The organism is Mycolicibacterium sp. ND9-15, assembly GCF_035918395.1.
Classification (GTDB): Bacteria; Actinomycetota; Actinomycetes; order Mycobacteriales; family Mycobacteriaceae; genus Mycobacterium.
In genome coordinates this window covers 2,983,719-3,000,223 of record NZ_CP142362.1, presented here as the reverse complement: position 1 = coordinate 3,000,223, position 16,505 = coordinate 2,983,719, and the positions used below count along the sequence as shown (strand labels likewise).

16 protein-coding genes, 1 pseudogene and 1 riboswitch are annotated in these 16,505 nt (G+C 66.9%); of the genes and pseudogenes, 2 read left to right on the top strand and 15 right to left on the bottom strand.

Annotated elements, in window-relative coordinates; translation table 11 throughout:
• Positions 1-3: 3 nt before the first annotated feature.
• The 6 genes and pseudogenes from QGN32_RS14650 to QGN32_RS14625 form a co-directional block, all read right to left on the bottom strand.
• Positions 4-1,338: a cytochrome P450 gene (locus tag QGN32_RS14650; protein ID WP_326545096.1), complete on the bottom strand. Its 1,335-nt coding sequence runs from the start codon at positions 1,336-1,338 to the stop codon at positions 4-6.
• 221 nt (positions 1,339-1,559) lie between these two features.
• Positions 1,560-2,135, bottom strand: a pseudogene (locus tag QGN32_RS14645) (adenylate/guanylate cyclase domain-containing protein); the annotation flags it as partial.
• 131 nt (positions 2,136-2,266) lie between these two features.
• Positions 2,267-3,565 carry a sensor histidine kinase gene (locus QGN32_RS14640; protein WP_326545095.1) on the bottom strand — a complete coding sequence of 433 codons (1,299 nt, stop codon included), beginning with the start codon at positions 3,563-3,565 and terminating at the stop codon, positions 2,267-2,269.
• The gene (locus QGN32_RS14635) at positions 3,547-3,921 is read right to left on the bottom strand and encodes a response regulator (RefSeq protein ID WP_326545094.1); all 375 of its coding nucleotides are present in this window, start codon (positions 3,919-3,921) and stop codon (positions 3,547-3,549) included. The genes QGN32_RS14640 and QGN32_RS14635 overlap by 19 nt, the downstream gene beginning before the upstream one ends.
• A gap of 63 nt (positions 3,922-3,984) precedes the next feature.
• Positions 3,985-4,668 carry a response regulator gene (locus QGN32_RS14630; protein ID WP_326545093.1) on the bottom strand — a complete coding sequence of 228 codons (684 nt, stop codon included), beginning with the start codon at positions 4,666-4,668 and terminating at the stop codon, positions 3,985-3,987.
• A gap of 111 nt (positions 4,669-4,779) precedes the next feature.
• Positions 4,780-5,526, bottom strand: coding sequence for a SigB/SigF/SigG family RNA polymerase sigma factor (locus QGN32_RS14625; protein ID WP_326549078.1), 747 nt, complete (start codon positions 5,524-5,526; stop codon positions 4,780-4,782).
• A gap of 338 nt (positions 5,527-5,864) precedes the next feature.
• Between QGN32_RS14625 and QGN32_RS14620 the strand changes: the two genes are divergently transcribed.
• Positions 5,865-6,383: a MarR family winged helix-turn-helix transcriptional regulator gene (locus QGN32_RS14620; protein WP_326545092.1), complete on the top strand. Its 519-nt coding sequence runs from the start codon at positions 5,865-5,867 to the stop codon at positions 6,381-6,383.
• On the top strand, positions 6,383-6,799 hold the full coding sequence (locus QGN32_RS14615; protein WP_326545091.1) for a DUF5313 domain-containing protein: 417 nt from the start codon (positions 6,383-6,385) through the stop codon (positions 6,797-6,799). The genes QGN32_RS14620 and QGN32_RS14615 overlap by 1 nt, the downstream gene beginning before the upstream one ends.
• Here the strand turns inward: QGN32_RS14615 and metE are convergent.
• The 9 genes from metE to QGN32_RS14570 form a co-directional block, all read right to left on the bottom strand.
• A complete protein-coding gene (gene metE, locus QGN32_RS14610; RefSeq protein ID WP_326545090.1) occupies positions 6,796-9,063 on the bottom strand; it encodes a 5-methyltetrahydropteroyltriglutamate--homocysteine S-methyltransferase in 2,268 nt (755 codons plus the stop codon). The genes QGN32_RS14615 and metE overlap by 4 nt on opposite strands.
• Positions 9,064-9,176: 113 nt before the next feature.
• Positions 9,177-9,374, bottom strand: a riboswitch (cobalamin riboswitch).
• A 91-nt stretch (positions 9,375-9,465) separates the two neighbouring features.
• A complete protein-coding gene (locus QGN32_RS14605) occupies positions 9,466-10,677 on the bottom strand; it encodes a Dyp-type peroxidase (RefSeq protein ID WP_326545089.1) in 1,212 nt (403 codons plus the stop codon).
• Positions 10,670-11,203 carry a copper chaperone PCu(A)C gene (locus tag QGN32_RS14600; RefSeq protein ID WP_326545088.1) on the bottom strand — a complete coding sequence of 178 codons (534 nt, stop codon included), beginning with the start codon at positions 11,201-11,203 and terminating at the stop codon, positions 10,670-10,672. Before QGN32_RS14600 ends, QGN32_RS14605 begins: the two co-directional genes overlap by 8 nt.
• A complete protein-coding gene (locus QGN32_RS14595; RefSeq protein ID WP_326545087.1) occupies positions 11,196-12,587 on the bottom strand; it encodes a PepSY-associated TM helix domain-containing protein in 1,392 nt (463 codons plus the stop codon). The genes QGN32_RS14600 and QGN32_RS14595 overlap by 8 nt, the downstream gene beginning before the upstream one ends.
• 119 nt (positions 12,588-12,706) lie before the next feature.
• Positions 12,707-13,255 carry a hypothetical protein gene (locus tag QGN32_RS14590; protein WP_326545086.1) on the bottom strand — a complete coding sequence of 183 codons (549 nt, stop codon included), beginning with the start codon at positions 13,253-13,255 and terminating at the stop codon, positions 12,707-12,709.
• A gap of 30 nt (positions 13,256-13,285) precedes the next feature.
• The gene (locus QGN32_RS14585; RefSeq protein ID WP_326545085.1) at positions 13,286-14,161 is read right to left on the bottom strand and encodes an NAD(P)-dependent oxidoreductase; all 876 of its coding nucleotides are present in this window, start codon (positions 14,159-14,161) and stop codon (positions 13,286-13,288) included.
• Between the two features lie 13 nt (positions 14,162-14,174).
• Positions 14,175-14,549, bottom strand: coding sequence for a carboxymuconolactone decarboxylase family protein (locus QGN32_RS14580; RefSeq protein ID WP_326545084.1), 375 nt, complete (start codon positions 14,547-14,549; stop codon positions 14,175-14,177).
• A gap of 33 nt (positions 14,550-14,582) precedes the next feature.
• Complete coding sequence (locus QGN32_RS14575; RefSeq protein ID WP_326545083.1) at positions 14,583-15,380, bottom strand: cutinase family protein; 798 nt, start codon at positions 15,378-15,380, stop codon at positions 14,583-14,585.
• A gap of 78 nt (positions 15,381-15,458) precedes the next feature.
• Positions 15,459-16,493 (bottom strand): NADP-dependent oxidoreductase, encoded by a 1,035-nt coding sequence (locus QGN32_RS14570; protein ID WP_326545082.1) that lies wholly within the window; start codon positions 16,491-16,493, stop codon positions 15,459-15,461.
• Between the last annotated feature and the right edge of the window lie 12 nt (positions 16,494-16,505).

The following is a 16,505-nucleotide window of genomic DNA, read 5'->3' as shown; positions in this document are numbered from 1 at the left end:
TGGCTACCTTCTGCGGTTCACCGCAACGAGACCGCCCAACTTCGGGGTGTGGGCGACGCCCCGGAAATGCGACTTCTCATCGGCGGCGGCATCGGTCTGGATCCGGAAGTTCTCCAACACCGTCCGCAGCACCATATCCATCTCGGTGATCGCGAAGCCGGCGCCGATGCACCGCCGCGCGCCGCCACCGAACGCCACCCAATCGGTCGTGCCCGGCTTCCTGTCGTAGAAGCGATACGGATCGAATAGCTCTGGGTCGGAGAAGATCTCCGGATTCTCGTGAACATCGGCGATGCGCACGAGCACCGTACGATCGCGCGGGATCTGCCATTCGAAGGGTCCGAAGTCCGCCGAACTGACCCGGCGCCCGAACACGTCGAGGACTGTGCGGACCCGCAGCAACTCCGCGATCGTGGCATGACGAAACTTGCTGCCGCCCGCGTCGACCTCTCTCGTCAGTTCGGCCAGTACAGCCGGGTGGCGGCGCAAGCGCTCGAACGCCCACGCCAATGCCGACGCGGTGGTTTCATGACCCGCACAGACGAAAGCCAGCAGTTCGTCACAGATGTCCAGCCGCGACATACCGGCTTCATCGTTGTGCGTGCTGCGCACCAACAGGGCCAAAACGTCCGTGCGCTCGTCGAGATCCGGATCGGCATCGGCCGCGTCCATCAGTGTGAACACGATCCGGTCGAATTCCCTGCGCAACCGGTCGAGCCGGGACCAGGGAGTGAGACGTCGAATCCAGGCCGGTGGCGGCGGGGCGAACGCCAGCAGTTGTCCGAGTTTCATGTAGGGCGGGACGATCTCGCGTAGTGTCTCGAATTCGCGCCCCTCAGCGCCGAAGACGGCCCGCAAGATCACGTTCAATGTGATCCTGTTCATCGGTTCCAGAATCCGGAACTCGCTGCCCTCAGGCCAATTCGCGATTTCCCGCAATGTCTCGGCCTGGATTACCTTCTCGTAGTTCTTGAGGCTTTGGCCGTGAAAGGCCGGTGCCAGCAGCCGGCGCCGGTCGCGGTGCCCGCTGCCGTCGAGGGCGAAGATCGATCCCGGCCCGAACAAGTTGCTCATGTTCGGCTGCACGTTGCTGAGCTGTTCGGCGCTCGCCGTGCACACCGACCTCACCAGCGCCGGGTTGGAAATCACGACGGATCGCCCGAAGAATGGCACGTTGATTTCGAAGATGCGGCCGTGCCGCTTGATCCAGTGCCGCATCGCCCTGCGGCGGAAGAAGGCGAAGCCAACACCCTGCACGAGCTTGGATGAGCGCACTGATGGCGGCTTCGACCGGCTTGACGTCGGTGCTGCGCACGGGTCGGCGACGGTGTTGGTCATGCGGTCCTCCCAGGCCTCCACCTCGTGATCTGCCAAGGGAATTGTCGCCCGCCCGCAGTGTGATGATCTCGGTAGCGCACCACTGCGATTTATCCGGTTATCTGCACGAAAGTACTTAACCGCGGTCACCAGACGTCCGTGGTCAGTGCGGCGAGCACGCGACCCACATCGCGGAGCCGGCGAACACGGCCGGCTTTGCGGCCTCCGCGCGTGACACCGCATCGCAGCGAGGGGAATTCGTTGCGCAGATCGGGATGACACAACTGGGTCACCTGCTCCGGGCACGACAGGTCTCGAAGCGAATAGCGGCCGAAGTCGATCAACCACGCCTGCTCGGGCAGCAGGCCCCGAACCAGATCGCTTGTGGTACCGGACAGAAGTGTTTGGCCCCCGTGCCCCAGCTCGCGCAGGCGGGCGGCACGGTTGATCGTCGGCCCCATGTACTTGCCTTGATCCCGCAGCCGAACTTCGCCGGTATGCACGCCGATCCGCAGGCGAATGGGTGACGACACAGTCTGCTGCAGAGCCAGCGCGCACGCCACCGCATCGCCGGCCCGCGTGAACGCCACCACAAAGCTGTCGCCCTCGCCCTGCTCGACCGGGCAGACACCGTCGTGGGCTTTCACCAGGCTGACGAGCACGCGATCCATCGCCTCCAGTGCCGCCGCCATCACGTCAGGCTGGCTCTCCCACAACCTCGTGGAGCCCTCAACGTCGGCGAGCAGTAGCGTCACGGTCCCCTCCGGCAAGGCGGTGCGCTCGGGCTCGTCGCGAAAATCCAGCGTTGATACCGACATTGGGGTCCCCGCTCCTCGAAGAACCTGCGTTCAGAGTCTTTCGATGACGAGATCCATCCTGCTGCGCCCAGGTTTGCACGAATACAGTGCGCGCAACACAGTTGGCTGTGGTGCGTACCCCCCCGGCAGAGTCAGTCAGAGGTGCCGGCCGTGGCGATGATGCGGGTGCCCCGTCCCGGTGCCGTGTCGATCGAGAGTGTGCCGCCGATCGCCGAGAGACGGTCCCGCATATTCGTCAGCCCCATGCCGATCGCCGCGGACTCGAATCCACGCCCGGTGTCACTGATCACGAGCGTGATCACCCGATCGTCGGCACGGGCGGTGACGGTCACCGTGGTGTCGGGCCCGCCGTGTTTGGCCGCGTTCTGCAGCGCTTCGCTGCAGCAGTAATAGAGGGCCGCCTCGGTCGGCGCCGGATAGCGGTCCAGTCCCCGTATGTCGAACCGGACCGGAACCGCGGCGTGGGCGCCCAGCGTCGGCAACGCCTCGCTCAAACCACCACTGACCAGCAGCGGAGGGTAAATGCCATGGGCTAGCCGGCGAATCTCGGCGATCGAGACGTTCAGGAGTTCGGACGCCTCGGCGAGCAGCGACCGGTCTTCGCCGTGCTCGGCGCTGCGCGCGAGCCCGATGAGTACCGACAGCGCGACGAGGTGTTGCTGAGCGCCGTCGTGCAGGTCGCGTTCGAGGCGACGACGTTCCTCGTCGGCCGCGGCGATCAGGCGGGTCCGCGAGGCGGCCAGTTCGGCGGCGCGTTCGGCGAGCCGCATTTGAAAGGTCCGCAGCGCCGCGGCGTTGTTCCACACGATGACCAAAAGGTGAAACGCGTTGAGCGGCACGGCGACGACGATGAACGTCGTCTCCACCCAACGAGGCGTTTGGGCTACCGCGTCCGAGATCTGAGTGAATCGCGCCAGTGCGGTCATCGCCAGCAGGCATCCCGCCGTCAGCACGGTGAAAGCCAGCCCGCGCTGCCATCGGACGTACGGTTCGGCGAAAACGACCGGCACCAGAGCGATCAGGGCCATCGCCGGCAGAAGAGGCGGTGATACGAACGTCACGAGCGAGGTGGTGATCCAGGTCGCGACGCACATCAACGTGATCGAGTCTTCGTAGCGCTTGTGTTGAGCCAGGCGCAGCGCGAAGGACAACGCGAAACAGTGCGTGATGCCGATCGCGGCCAGAATCAGGTACCAGTACGACCGCAGTATCCAGACGTACTCCAACAGTGGCAGTACGCCGCCGAAGCCCGCCCAGAGCGCGAGATGACCGCCGACGAACAGTTGGAAGCGCTCCGCGCGGTAACGGTTGATCAGGTCGTGGCCCAGCAGAGTCGACGACCGTACCGCCGCATTGAGCAGCACCTTCGGCACTCGCCAATGCGGGACCGATTCGTCGGATGGCGCTGCCTTCAGCCCGCTGTCTGCCATATCCGGCTCAACAACCCGGGAGACAGGCGCTCCTTGCTCAGATACGCCGACGCGCCACAGGCTGACGCGGCCGCCGGAATGTCGTCGAGATCGTACGTCGACATGAGCACCACCAACACATCCGGTCGCTCCGCCCGAATCTGCCGCGTGGCTTCGATCCCGCCCATTCCCGGCATGTGGATGTCCATCAACACGATGTCCGCATCGCCTGCGCGGATCAATTCGACTGCCGTCTCACCGGTTTCGCATTCGCCGGCCATCACGAAACCGTCCATCGCAGCCAAGGTGGCGGCGGTCGCCCGCCGGAAACTGGCCTGGTCGTCGACGACCCAGACGCGCACGCACTCGTCCGCCACGGCGCCATCGTGCCCGGCTCGGTGGCCGCGCACCATGGTGTACACACCACCTTTTGCGGCCGCTCAGTCGACATGATCAACCGATCCCCGGTCATCGAGGAACATCAGGACAGCCTTGACCCGCCTGTCGACCGAGTCGTCAACGGTCAGTTCCAGCTTGGCGAAAATCGAGTTGATGTGCTTCTCGACCGCCCGCTGGGAAAGCACCAGTCGCTGCGCCACCGTTCGGTTTGAGAACCCGGTCGCGAGTTCGCTGAGAACCTCTCGCTCCCTGGGCGTCAACCGGCTCAACGCCGGGGCCGATCGAGGCTGGGCCAGCAGCACCTCGACCACCAGAGGATCGAGCACGGTCCCACCGCCGGCCACCTGGTGCACTGCGTCGTGGAGTTCCTCGAAGTGCGACACCCGTTCCTTCAACAGATAACCGCGGCGCGCCGTGCCACCCTCCAACAACCCCGCCGCATAGCGGGGTTCGGTGTAATTCGACAGCACGATCACGCCGACGTCCGGATGCGCCGCGCGCATCCATTGCGCCAACCGGATGCCTTCGTCGGTCGAGGTGGGCGGCATGCGAATGTCGGTGACGAGGAGAGTCGGCTCGGTCTTGTCGACGAGTTCGACGGCAGAGTCGTAGTCCTCGGCGACGCCGACAACGGCCACTCGGGGATCGGTCGACAAGGCACGGGAAACGCTGTCACGCACGAGCAGCGAATCCTCAGCAATGACGATCGAGACCCGATCACCCACGTTGCCACCGCCCCACTGTCGAATTCTCGATTATCACCCCGCATCGCATCCCACCGCCCGATTTGCGCATCCGCCGGTCGAACGGATTTCGATGCCATCTTCTGAGCGGGGTCAGCCGGCCACAGCGAGGTGGGATTCTTTGACCTGGCTTCGCAACGCCTCCAACGCTTTTGCGAGTATGCGTGACACATGCATTTGCGAGCATCCGATCACCGCCGCGATCTGACTCTGCGTCATGTCCTCGAAGAAGCGCAGTGTCAGCACGGTGCGCTGCCGTTCGGGCAGGGCTGCGATCAACGGTCGTACGGTCTCGACGTCGAGCACCTTGTCGAAGCCTGCGTCGTCGCTGCCGAACCCGTCACCTATCGAAGCCGAGTCGTCGTCGCGTACCGCCGGAATATCGGTGGAGAGCGTCGAGTAGTTGGAGCCGGCTATCGCCGCTTGCACCACCTGCTCGCGATCGACACCCAAGTACTGCGCGACTTCGGTGGCGGTCGGGGCACGCCCGAGCCCCTGCGCCAACTTCGCGGTTGCCTTGTTGACCCTCATCTGGAGATCTTTGATGGTGCGCGGGACCTTGACCGCCCAGGTGTGATCGCGGAAGTGCCTGCGGACCTCGCCCATCATCGTGGGGACGGCGAAGGACAGGAACTCTGCCCCATTGTCGACGTCGAACCGATTGAGCGCATTGACCAGACCGACACGAGCGGCCTGGACGAGATCTTCCTGTGATTCGCCGCGATTCCGATAGCGGCGGGCGATGTGATCGGCGAGCGGAAGGCAACGCTCACAGATCCGTTCGCGCTGGCGCGCATAGGCGACCGACCCCTCCTCCAGGGTCTTGAGGCGACGAAACATCTCGGTCACGTCTGAATAGTCGGAACTGGGTCCAGTCACGGGTACGTCCGTCCCTCGAGAAAGTGAATAGGCGGCTCGCGGATCTGAACCTGTTCGGGCGGGTGTACCCCTTAGCTGACCAGCCAAAACATACTTGAGGTCGTCATCCCACCGAGTCAGGTCTCATCGGCGACGTCGTGGCGATCCTGGTGCCCGCCCGGCATCTCGCGGGATGGCCGGCGGGTCGTCTCGCATTGACATGCCGGAAGGGACGACCGATCGGTCCGCAACCGAACCCTTCGCCGATGTGTGACAGGAAGTACATTGCTAGGACACTAACTATTGGCAACTCTGGACATGTGACCACGCCGGCGCCCGCCAAGGTTGACCCACTCGCTCTCGAGCAACAGGTCTGTTTTGCGCTCGCGGTCACCCACCGCGCGGTGCTGGCCATCTACCGCCCGCTGCTCGAACCGCTCGGCCTGACCCATCCCCAGTATCTGGTGATGCTGGCCTTGTGGGCCCACGACAAGTCCGGGGGTGCCGACGAAACGGCAACCAGACCACTGTCGGTCAAGAAGATCGCCGGTGCGTTGCAGCTGGATTCGGCGACGCTGTCACCGATGCTCAAGCGCCTCGAGTCGTTCGGTCTGATCACCCGATCGCGCAGCGCTGTCGACGAGCGGGCCACCGACGTGCGCCTCACCCCGGCGGGTGAGCGACTACGCCGACGCGCGCTGGAAATCCCGCCGGCCGTGGTCGAGCGCCTCGGTGTCGACCTCGACGAACTCGCACATCTCCGCACCGTATTGACACGCGTGAACACCGCTGCGCTCGCTGCAGGTGCGCTCGACAACCGACTAGCCAAGGAGGATTAGTGGCCGCCGACCGTCCTAATATCGTCCAATACATCACCTATTCGTATGGGCGCCGCCTTCCCGACTCCATGCGTGAATGGGTGGCGCACGATCTGGCCGGGCCCGGAGCACTCCGCCGCCACATGATTCGGATGGCCATACCTCCGCTGCTGGTCCTTGCCCCGTTCTGGCTGCTTCCGGCGTCGCTGTACGTGCACCTGGAAATGACTGTCCCGATCTACCTATGGGCGATTCTCATGGCGTTGGCGCTCAACAAGATCTGGCGTCGGCACCGCCTCGCGCAGCACGGTCTCGACCAGAACCTGGTCGACGAGATCAAGCGCAAGAAGGATGCGTGGATGCACGAGGACTACGCTCGCCGCTTCGGTCCCCGCCCGGAAGAAGCCCGCTGGCAGCAGAACAGCAGTCCCTTCTAACCGACACGGACCTGGTGCGCAGCGGCGACGAGGTTTCGCAGCGATGCCGTCACCTCATCGGTCCTGCGCGTCTTGAGGCCGCAGTCGGGGTTGACCCAAAGACGCTGCGCAGGAACTGATTTCAATGCTTCGCGCAGGGACGCGGCCATCTCCTCGACGCCGGGGACGCGTGGCGAGTGGATGTCGTACACACCCGGGCCGACGCTGTTGCCGAACCCGGCCGCATTGAGGTCGGCAAGCACCTCCATGTGCGAGCGCGCCGCCTCGATGGAGGTGACGTCGGCGTCGAGGTCCGCGATGGCCCCGATGATCTCGCCGAATTCCGAGTAACACAGATGGGTGTGGATCTGCGTTGAGTCCGCGACGCCAGAGGTCGCCAATCGGAACGCGTCGACCGCCCAGCGCAGGTAGGCCTCCTTGTCCTTGGCCCGCAGCGGCAACAGCTCCCGCAGCGCCGGTTCGTCCACCTGGATGATCGCGATGCCCGCCGCCTGCAGGTCGACGGTCTCGTCGCGGATCGCCAGCGCGACCTGTGCCGCCGTGTCGGGCAGCGGCTGGTCGTCGCGCACGAACGACCACGCGAGGATCGTGACGGGACCGGTGAGCATGCCCTTCACCGGCTTGCTGGTGAGCGACTGCGCATAGGTGATCCAATCCACCGTCATCGGCTTGGGCCTGGCCACGTCGCCGTACAGAATCGGCGGCCGCACGCACCGGCTGCCGTAGGACTGCACCCAACCGTTTTGCGTAGCGAAGAACCCGTCGAGCTGCTCGGCGAAGTACTGCACCATGTCGTTGCGCTCCGGCTCGCCGTGCACGAGCACATCGAGGTCGAGAGCCTCCTGCAGCTTGATGACGTCGGCGATCTCGGCCTTCATCCGGCGCTCGTACTCCGCGAAATCGATGGTGCCGGCGCGCAGTTCGGCGCGTGCCGCCCGGATCGCCGAGGTCTGCGGGTACGACCCGATGGTGGTGGTGGGCAGGGGCGGCAGCTCTAGCCGAGCCTGCTGTGCGACAAGGCGCTTCCCGGCGGGCCCGCGCCGGGCTCCGGACGCGGTGATCGCCGAGATCCGAGAGCGGACGTCGCCGTTGTTCAGACGCGGGTCCGCCCGCCGCGACTCGATGGCCGCGTCGGATGCGGCGACCTCGTCGGCGATCGCCTCGCGGCCCTCCCGCAGCCCTCGAGCGAGCGCCACCACCTCGGCGACCTTCTCCGAGCCGAATGCCAACCAACTGCGCAGCGCCGGATCGAGATCTGCTTCGGCGTCGAGGCTGTACGGCACGTGCAGCGTCGAGCACGACGTCGACACCGCTACGTGGCCCGCGCATCCGGACAGCATGGTCAGTCTGCCCAATGCGGCTTCGAGGTCTGTGCGCCAGATGTTGCGCCCGTCGACGACGCCGGCTACCAGTAGTTTGTCGGCCAACTCCGGTATCGCCGCCAGCGCGGACAGGCCGCCACCGACCAGGTCGACACCGATCGCCTCGACCGGTGTGCGCGCCAGCGCGGGCAGCGCGTCGGTGAGCTCGCCGAAGTAGGTGGAGACGAAGACCGCCGGGCGATTCGCCAGGCGGCCGAGCAACCCGTAGGTCTCTTCTGTCAGTTCCGCTGCGTTGTCCAGCACGTCGGTCACCAGTACGGGCTCGTCCAGCTGAACCCACTCCACACCGCGGTCGCCAAGCAGCCGAAGTAGCTCGCCGTACACGACGACCAGTTCGGGCAGCCGCTGGATCGGCGCGGGCCCGCCGTCCACCGCCTTGCTCAAGGCGAGGAACGTGATCGGCCCGACGATCACCGGACGAGCCGGAACTTTCTGTGCGCGCGCCTCGTCGAGCTCACCGAGCACCTTCGCCGCGTTGAGACCGAAGTGGAGGCCGGCGCCGATTTCGGGCACCAGGTAGTGGTAGTTGGTGTCGAACCACTTCGTCATCTCCAGCGGCGGGATCTCGTCGTTGCCGCGCGCCGCCGCGAAGTAGCGGTCCAGCTCGTCAGCCACGTCGGCGAACCGCGGCGGCAGCGCCCCGACCATCACGGCCGTGTCCAGTACCTGGTCGTAGTACGAAAACGTGTTAACGGGAACCGAATCAAGACCCGCGACGGTGAGCGCCTCCCAGGTGTCGCGCCGAAGCGTTGCGGCCACGGACTCGAGTGAAGTTCGGTCCATACGGCCTGCCCAGTACTTCTCGACGGCGCGTTTGAGTTCGCGTTTCGGCCCGACCCGCGGCGATCCGAGGATGGTTGCGGTGAACGGTCTTGCGGTCATGACCACGTCCTTTGGCACGGCGGGAACGGCCATCGCCACGACGCAGAACCGACACGGCATCACGCCGCTTCGGTCATACGCCCATTCCGCGAGGCGATGAACCACCGGACGCGGTGCGCCCGGTGCGGCCGGCAGGTCTTCGGACTCGCAGGCTCACGCGACCGAACGCGCACCTAAAGGCCGTCGCTTCCCGGCCCCTGCGGGGCCAGTGCTGGTGACGGCGGTCGTTCCTGCATACCGCTGCGGGACAGTCCCGGATTCCCACCGGGTTCCCTCTCACGCCGTACCCGACCGGGCGTACGACGCTCGATGTCGGCGTCCCGCCCGCGTGTCGGAGGGTGAGCCGCCGGCAAACCAGCTGCGCGGCCAGCCTACCTCTACCGGCTTTCGTGCCGCCACGGCCTATGACAACAGCGTCTGGCCGAGGTACCCGTCCGATTCGACCCCGGGCAGGATCGCGAACGTCGCCGAACCGGTCGTGGTGATCCATTCGTTGAGCGCATCGGCGGCCGCGAGTCGGTGTTGCACCGGTGTGAATTGCACGGCCGGATTCCGTTGGTACGCAGCAAAAATGAGACCGCTGTCAGTGGTCCGTCCGGCAGGCGGGGTGTCGTCGTAGTTGTAAGGACGGCGGAGGAATCGTTCGTCGTCGCGGTGCGGCCGGGCCAGCGCGACGTGCGCGTTCGGCGGAATCACCGGTATGCCGTCCCTGGTCGCTGCGAAGTCCGGTTCGTCGGCTTCCCGGGCCCCGGTCAACGGCGCGCCGGAGTCGAGGCGACGGCCGACGGCGAGCTCCTTGCTGGTCCGGTCGAGTTCGTCCCAGGTGTCCATCTCCGCGCGGATCCGGCGCAGCACCAAGGTCGTGCCTCCGGCGAACCACGGCTGATCGTCGCCGTGGTCCCAGACGTGCAGATCGAAGCCCGCACTGTCGGTGATGTTGGCGGTGCCGTCGATCTGGCCCATCAAGTTGCGCATGCCGCCTTGACCGGGGCCGACCGCATTGCGGAATCCGTTCTGCCGCCAACGCCGCCGGGTCATGGCGCGGACGTTCTTCAGCAGCACCCGGCTGGTGTGCGCGACGGTGATCGGGTCGTCGGCGCAGATCTGCAACAGGAGGTCACCTCCACACCACTGCGGCTCCAGCCGGTCGGTGGCGAACAACGGCGGTTCGGCGACGGACCGCGGGCGCCGGTGCGCGAGCCCGACCCGGTCGAAAAGGCCAGGGCCGACACCGACCGTGACGGTGAGCCTGGCCGGCCGGTGCGCCAGTTCGGGTTCGGTGTCGGCGAGCGCGGGTGTGCCTTGAGTCAGCCGCTCGGCGTCGGACGTCCACAGTCTGAGCACGGCCGCCAGCGTCTCCCGCGGGCTGCGCCGAGGCTGCGGCTCGAGGTCGAGCGCGATGAACAGGGCGTGCGCCTGTGGCGGCGTGGCGACGCCCGCCTGATGCCTACCGTGAAACGGTTCGACGGCACGGTCGAAGGGTCTCGGCGTGATCGCGGATTGGGCGATGCCGCTGTGAGTCAGCGTCGCCCCGGCCGCCACCGCGGCGGCGCTTCCCGCTAGAAGGCGCCGCCGGTTGAGCCGGAGCCGACTGCCGGCTGCCTGCTCAGCCATGATCGTGGTGCGGCGCGGACGCGCCAATGGAAGGCTGGTAATCCTCGTCGGCCCCGGCGAAGTCACGCACCTGGGCGGTCACCGGCAGTGTCGACCCGTCCTCGAATTCAACGGTCAGCGTGACCTCCGACCCCGGCGGCAGCGGCTGCTTGAGGTCCATCAACATCAGGTGGTCGCCGCCCGGCACCAACGCGTGTGAGCCGTCGGCAGGAATGGTCAGGCCCCCCTCCTTGGGACGCATGGACTTGACACCGGTGGCGTCGGCCGCGACCTCGTGCACTTCGACCCGGCCCGCCACGTCCGAGCTTCCCGAGACGGCGCGGGCGTCGTGGTGTCCGGTGTTGGTGAATGTGCCGAACACCGCGGCCATGCCGGTCTCCGCCGAGCTGGCCCACTGATCGGCGATGGTGACCGACGACGCCATCGGCTCGTCGTCGTGCTGCGCCTGGGTTGTGCAACCCGCGGCAGCGATCGCCGCAGCCACCCCGACGAGACAGGTAGTTCTACGAATTCTGTTGTCAGACATCGATTCCCTTCCGTTTCTTGACTGCTCCGATCAGCAGATCGACGACCACGAACGCCGCGAGGCTGAGCCCGAACAGCGGCAGCGCCCAGCCGAGCGTGAGCGCAACGGTTACGAGCAACGTGATGGCGGCGGGATGCAGACCGCGAAACGTGCCCCGCAGCGGCGGTCGGCCGACCGCCCATGCCGATCCCCTGGTCGGCCTGCGTTGCCACCACATGCGATAGCCGCGAACGACGACCGTGATCAACCCGATCGCGGTGATCGCCAGTGCGATCTGATTCGCGATGCCGAACAACACGCCCATATGGGCGTCGATCGCCCAGTTGGTGAGTTTGGCCAAGAACGGCCAGTCGGCCTGATTCACCCGGTCGGTGATGGCCCCGGAATCGGGGTGCACGGAGACCGCGTCGTACCGAGTGGGCCAGTCACGCTTGTTCTCCGCGATCTCCCAGCCTTGGTCGTGGCCGGCCGGGGGATACATCCACATCGGTCCGGACAGACCCGCCTCGCGGGCCGCGTGCAGCGCCGTATCCGCACCGTGCAGTGAAGCGTCGCCGCCCAGAGCGGAGGGTCCCCCATGCTGATGACCACCCGAGGTGTCGTTCCTGCTCGGGATCAGCGTGGTGTCCACCGACGGCGCGGCAGTGTTCAGCCGTTCCTGTAGCAAGTTGACCGTCTCACCTCCGTACCGCGACCAGGTGATACCCGTCACCGACAGCCCGAGAAGGGCCACGATGATCCAAACCCCCACTGCGCCATGCCAGGACAGGGTGCGGCGCCGGTCTTTCTTGTCACGGTCCGGGACCGCGATGCGGTTTAGTTTCTTCGTGTCGCGGCGGTGGAGGTACCACAGCGTCAAACCGGCCAGCGCGATCACCCACAACCAGCTCGCCGCTAGCTCGCTGTAGTTGCGGCCGACCGCGTCGAGGTGCAGGTTGCGGTGCAGTTCGTCGAACCACGCACGCAGCGGCATCCACTGGCCGTAAGTGGTCAGCGCGCCGCGGACCTCACCGGTGTACGGGTCGACGAAGACGGTCCGCGCGTAGTCGGGTGGCACGTCGTCGACGGCGAGCGTGATGCGCGTCGTCTCGTCGGCGGCCGCGGGTGGCCGAATACTCTCCACCGTCCCCTCGGGGTGCGCGGCACGCACGGCCCGAATCTGCTCGGCCAACGAAAGCCGTTGCTCGCCGACGTGGTCGACGGTGAGCTCGTGGCGGTAGACCGCGTCATCGAGCTGGGGAATCACCGCGTACAGCAGGCCGGTGAAGGTGGCGATCAAGATGAACGGGCCGACGAAAACGCCGGCGTAGAAATGCAATCGAAGCAGGAGTGGGCGCAGGCCACGCCGGCGTGCAGGCGTGCTGAGGGTCGGGGTCGTTGTCATGAATGGCGAACCTTTGGCCGGCGGCACGCGAGCAAGCTCAGCGGGCCGAGATCGAGGTGACGGGATACGTCAGAGATGCCGCGTCACGCAGGCGCGGCGAATTCGATGAGGCGACGGGCTTATATCGCCGACGCGAACCTCGCCGGCGGGGCACGCATACCGATCCCGTAGGTGACCAGGACCGACTCGGCGACAACGGTTTTGACGGCACGGTGCAGCCTGCGCACCCGTGGCCGCAAGCCGAGGGTGGCGAAGATCCGCAGCCACCGCAGCACCGATACGCAGACGACGTAGAGGTATTCGACGGCCGCGATCGCCGCTCCCAGGACCGCCGCGGCGCCGACGTGGACGGCGGCCATCGCGGGTGTGAGTCCGAAGGCAGCGGCCGAGTGGACGTGGCCGCCCGCGACGACGAACGTCAGGTGGCCCAGGCTCTGCGCGAGGCTCAGGGCGCCGGTCACGCCCACGAAGCGTGCATGGCGACCGTCGAGCGGGGGCCGCGCGACCACGGCGCCAGCGGTCGCGCACACGAGCATGACGACGATCAGCGCCGATCCGCGGGGAAGCTCGCCACCGGCGAGCGTGTGCGCGGTCGCGGTCAAGACGGCAGAACACGCACCGACCAGCCCGCCGCGCACCCAGCGCGCGCGTGACTTCGGCGTGTTCACCCGAGGAACTCTACCGCCGGGGCTCCCGGCTCAACCTTCGACCACGACACCCGCGGCGGCTTCGATCGGTTTCACCACCGTGGTGAAGTCCGAGTCGGCGCCTTGGCTCGCCAGCGTCGATTCCCACACCCGCGCGACGGCGTCGGCGAGTTCGGTCGAAAGACCCAGCGCCTTCGCCTCCTCGATGTACAGCCGGATGTCCTTGACCATCAGCCCGGTCGCGAACCCGTAGTCGAAGGTCCGGGGCAGGACGGCCCGCGGGAACTTGTCCCGACTGGCATGGGTGCCACCCGACCCCGCGTTGAGAACGTCGATCATCACCCGGGCGTCGAGACCTGCCTTGACGCCGGCCACCATCCCTTCGGCGGTGACCGCTAACGCCGTCGCCGCGATCATGTTGTTGACGAGTTTCATCGTCTGTGCCGCACCGGGTTTCTCGCCGACGAAGGTTGCCCGGCCGATGGTTTCGAAGATCGGCCGACAGGCCTCGTAGTGGACCCGCGGGCCCGACACCATGACGGCCAGTGTGCCCGCCTCGGCCCCGTGTACGCCGCCGCTGACCGGGCTGTCTAGCGCGGCGATCCCCCGTTCGGCGAGGAGCGCGCTGTTCCGCTGCGCCGCTTGGCTCCCCACTGTCGACATGTCGACGAAACGTTCGGCGGTGCCGCCGAGCGCGACCTCGGCGGCCACGGACTCCGAGGCCCGAGGGGTCGGCAGGCTGGCCAGCACCGTCGCGACACGATCGGCGACTTCGCGCGCCGACGCGGCCGGCTCTGCGCCCGCTTCGACCGCCTTGCCGACCGCCTCGGGGCGGGCGTCGGACACGACCACCCGATGCCCAGCCGCGCGCAGGCGAGCCGCCATCGGGAATCCCATGTGGCCCAGACCGATGAAGCCGATGTCCATCTGACGGCTACTGCTATTCGGCGGTGTCGAAGGCTGCGCGCGCGGTACGGAAGGCCTCCACCGCGGCGGGGACACCCGCATAGACGGCGACCTGCATGAAGATTTCGCGAATCTCCTCGCGCGTCACGCCATTGGTGAGCGCGCCCCTGACGTGCGTGCCCAACTCGTCGGGACGGTTCAACACCGCCAGCATCGCAAGGTTGAGCATGCTTCGGGTTTTGCGGGGCAGGCCTTCGCGTCCCCACACCGCTCCCCAGCAGTACTCGGTCACCAGATCTTGAAACGGCCCGGTGAAGTCGTCCGCGCTGCCCGCCGCCTTCTGCACATAGGCCTCGCCGAGCACCGCCGTGCGGATCTCGCGACCCTTGTCGTACACGTCCTGGTCCACCACTCGAGAGTGGCAGATCGCGCCGGCGGCCGCTCAGCCGGCAGCCGCGGACGCGGGTGACAGGCCGGGTATCACCCCGGTCGCCGGCGCGGGCGAGGCTGCCGGATCCAACCGGGCCACCACGTACGCCGCACCCTCCTTGGTCTGCCCGTTGAAGCCGTACGCGTTGTGTGCGAAGCTCGGCCCGCCGACGCCGGCGCCGTCGCATATCGTGTCGCCGTCGGCGCACAGATCGAGGGTCTTGCCCGCATACGACGGGCCGATCACGATCGGCGGTGCGCCGATGTCCTGCAGGAACCGTGTCGATGGCCGCCCGAACAGCACCACCGCGGCGACATGGTCGGCCACCTCGGTCGGCATCGGGTCCGGAATGAACTCCCGGTACTCGGCCGGAATCTCCGGCGGAATCTCGGCCGAAGTGACGTACCCCGCGACGGCCGCGCCCTGCGAGAACCCGCCGAGGACGATCCGGGTGTCGGGACAGGCCGCCGCCGTCGACTCGACCTTGGTGCCCGCGTCGCGGATGCCGTCGACGACCGTGCGGGCGAACTGAATCCGGTTGTTGAAGTCGCTGCCCGCGGGATAGTTGACCGCGTAGACGTCGACCGAACGCGGTGCGGCCTGTGCGCGCACCGCGTCGACGAAGGACTGCCCGACCCCACCGACGCCGGGTGGTTCGCCGGTGCCGCGCGCAAACACCACCTGCACGTCCGGACATCCCGGCGGCGTGGCCGGCGGAGGTTGGGCCGCCGCGAGGGGAACCGGTGCGCCGACGAGCGCCGCCAACGGCACGACGAAACCGAGCATCCGAGCGATTCGACGAGCGCCCATGCGACCACTCCTTTACGTGTGTGTCAGCCGATTGCGACGTTCGTCATACCCGCTTTGATTCGCACCCAACCAACAGTTTCACGACGAGACTTCGCCGCTGCTCGGCTCGCTGATCTTGACTAGCATCTTGCCGATGTTCGCACCGGTGAACAGGCCGTTCATCGCTTCCACACAAGACTCGATGCCCTCGAAGATCGTCTGACGGTGCACCAGTCGCCCCTCCTGCGCCCATTGGCGCAGCGGCCCGAACGCCTCCTCGAAACGCCCCCATTCGTCGAGCGCGTTGAACCCCTGCATCAGGGCGGTCTTCGACAGCAGGTTGACGTAGTTGGCCGGGCCGGGATGCTCACCTGTGAGGTAGCTCGAAATGACGCCGCACAACACCACCCTGGCCTTGTGGGCCAGCCGGCCGAGCACCGCGTCGAGGATCGGCCCCCCGACGTTGTCGAAGTACACGTCGACGCCGTTGGGGCAGTGCTGCTTCAGCGCCGCCGGCAAATTTCCTTCGCGATAGTCGATGCACGCGTCGAACCCGAAATCCTCCACGACGGCCCGGCATTTCGCCGGTCCACCCGCGATACCCACCACCCGGGCGCCGGCGATCTTGGCGATCTGGCCCGCGACCGAACCGGTGGCGCCCGCCGCCGCGGACACCACGACGGTCTCCCCCGGCTGCGGCTTGCCGATGCCGACCATCCCGAAATACGCCGTCGCGCCCGTCGGGCCGTACACCGACATCACCGCGAGTTGGTCGACGTCGGGACCGGGCACCGGCGTGGTGAAGACGTCGTCACGGCAGATGACGTAATCCTGGAAGCCGGTCAGCGTCGTCACCACGTCCCCGACGGCGTACGCGTCGCAGCGCGTTGCGACCACCTCGCCGATGCCCGCCGCGCGCACGACCTCACCGAGCTGCACCGGAGGCAGATACCCCGGCTGGTCGTTCAGCCAGGTACGAGCGGCGGCGTCGATGCCGATGTAGGTCGTCCGCACCAACGCCTCCCCGTCCGCGGGCTCCGGCGCGGGAACGGTGACCAGCTCGGTGTCGTCCGGCTGAACCAGCCCGGTGGGTCTGCGGCGCAACACGATCTGGCGGTTCATCAGCTCGGTCACGTGGCGAACCTA

Bases quoted from the DNA above. Each gene is read 5' to 3' on its own strand.
- QGN32_RS14650 (WP_326545096.1), bottom strand. From the start codon at position 1,338: ATGACCAACACCGTCGCCGACCCGTGCGCAGCACCGACGTCAAGCCGG.
- QGN32_RS14640 (WP_326545095.1), bottom strand. From the start codon at position 3,565: ATGGCAGACAGCGGGCTGAAGGCAGCGCCATCCGACGAATCGGTCCCG.
- QGN32_RS14625 (WP_326549078.1), bottom strand. From the start codon at position 5,526: ATGTTTCGTCGCCTCAAGACCCTGGAGGAGGGGTCGGTCGCCTATGCG.
- metE (WP_326545090.1), bottom strand. From the start codon at position 9,063: ATGACCGCAAGACCGTTCACCGCAACCATCCTCGGATCGCCGCGGGTC.
- QGN32_RS14605 (WP_326545089.1), bottom strand. From the start codon at position 10,677: ATGGCTGAGCAGGCAGCCGGCAGTCGGCTCCGGCTCAACCGGCGGCGC.
- QGN32_RS14600 (WP_326545088.1), bottom strand. From the start codon at position 11,203: ATGTCTGACAACAGAATTCGTAGAACTACCTGTCTCGTCGGGGTGGCT.
- QGN32_RS14595 (WP_326545087.1), bottom strand. From the start codon at position 12,587: ATGACAACGACCCCGACCCTCAGCACGCCTGCACGCCGGCGTGGCCTG.
- QGN32_RS14585 (WP_326545085.1), bottom strand. From the start codon at position 14,161: ATGGACATCGGCTTCATCGGTCTGGGCCACATGGGATTCCCGATGGCG.
- QGN32_RS14575 (WP_326545083.1), bottom strand. From the start codon at position 15,380: ATGGGCGCTCGTCGAATCGCTCGGATGCTCGGTTTCGTCGTGCCGTTG.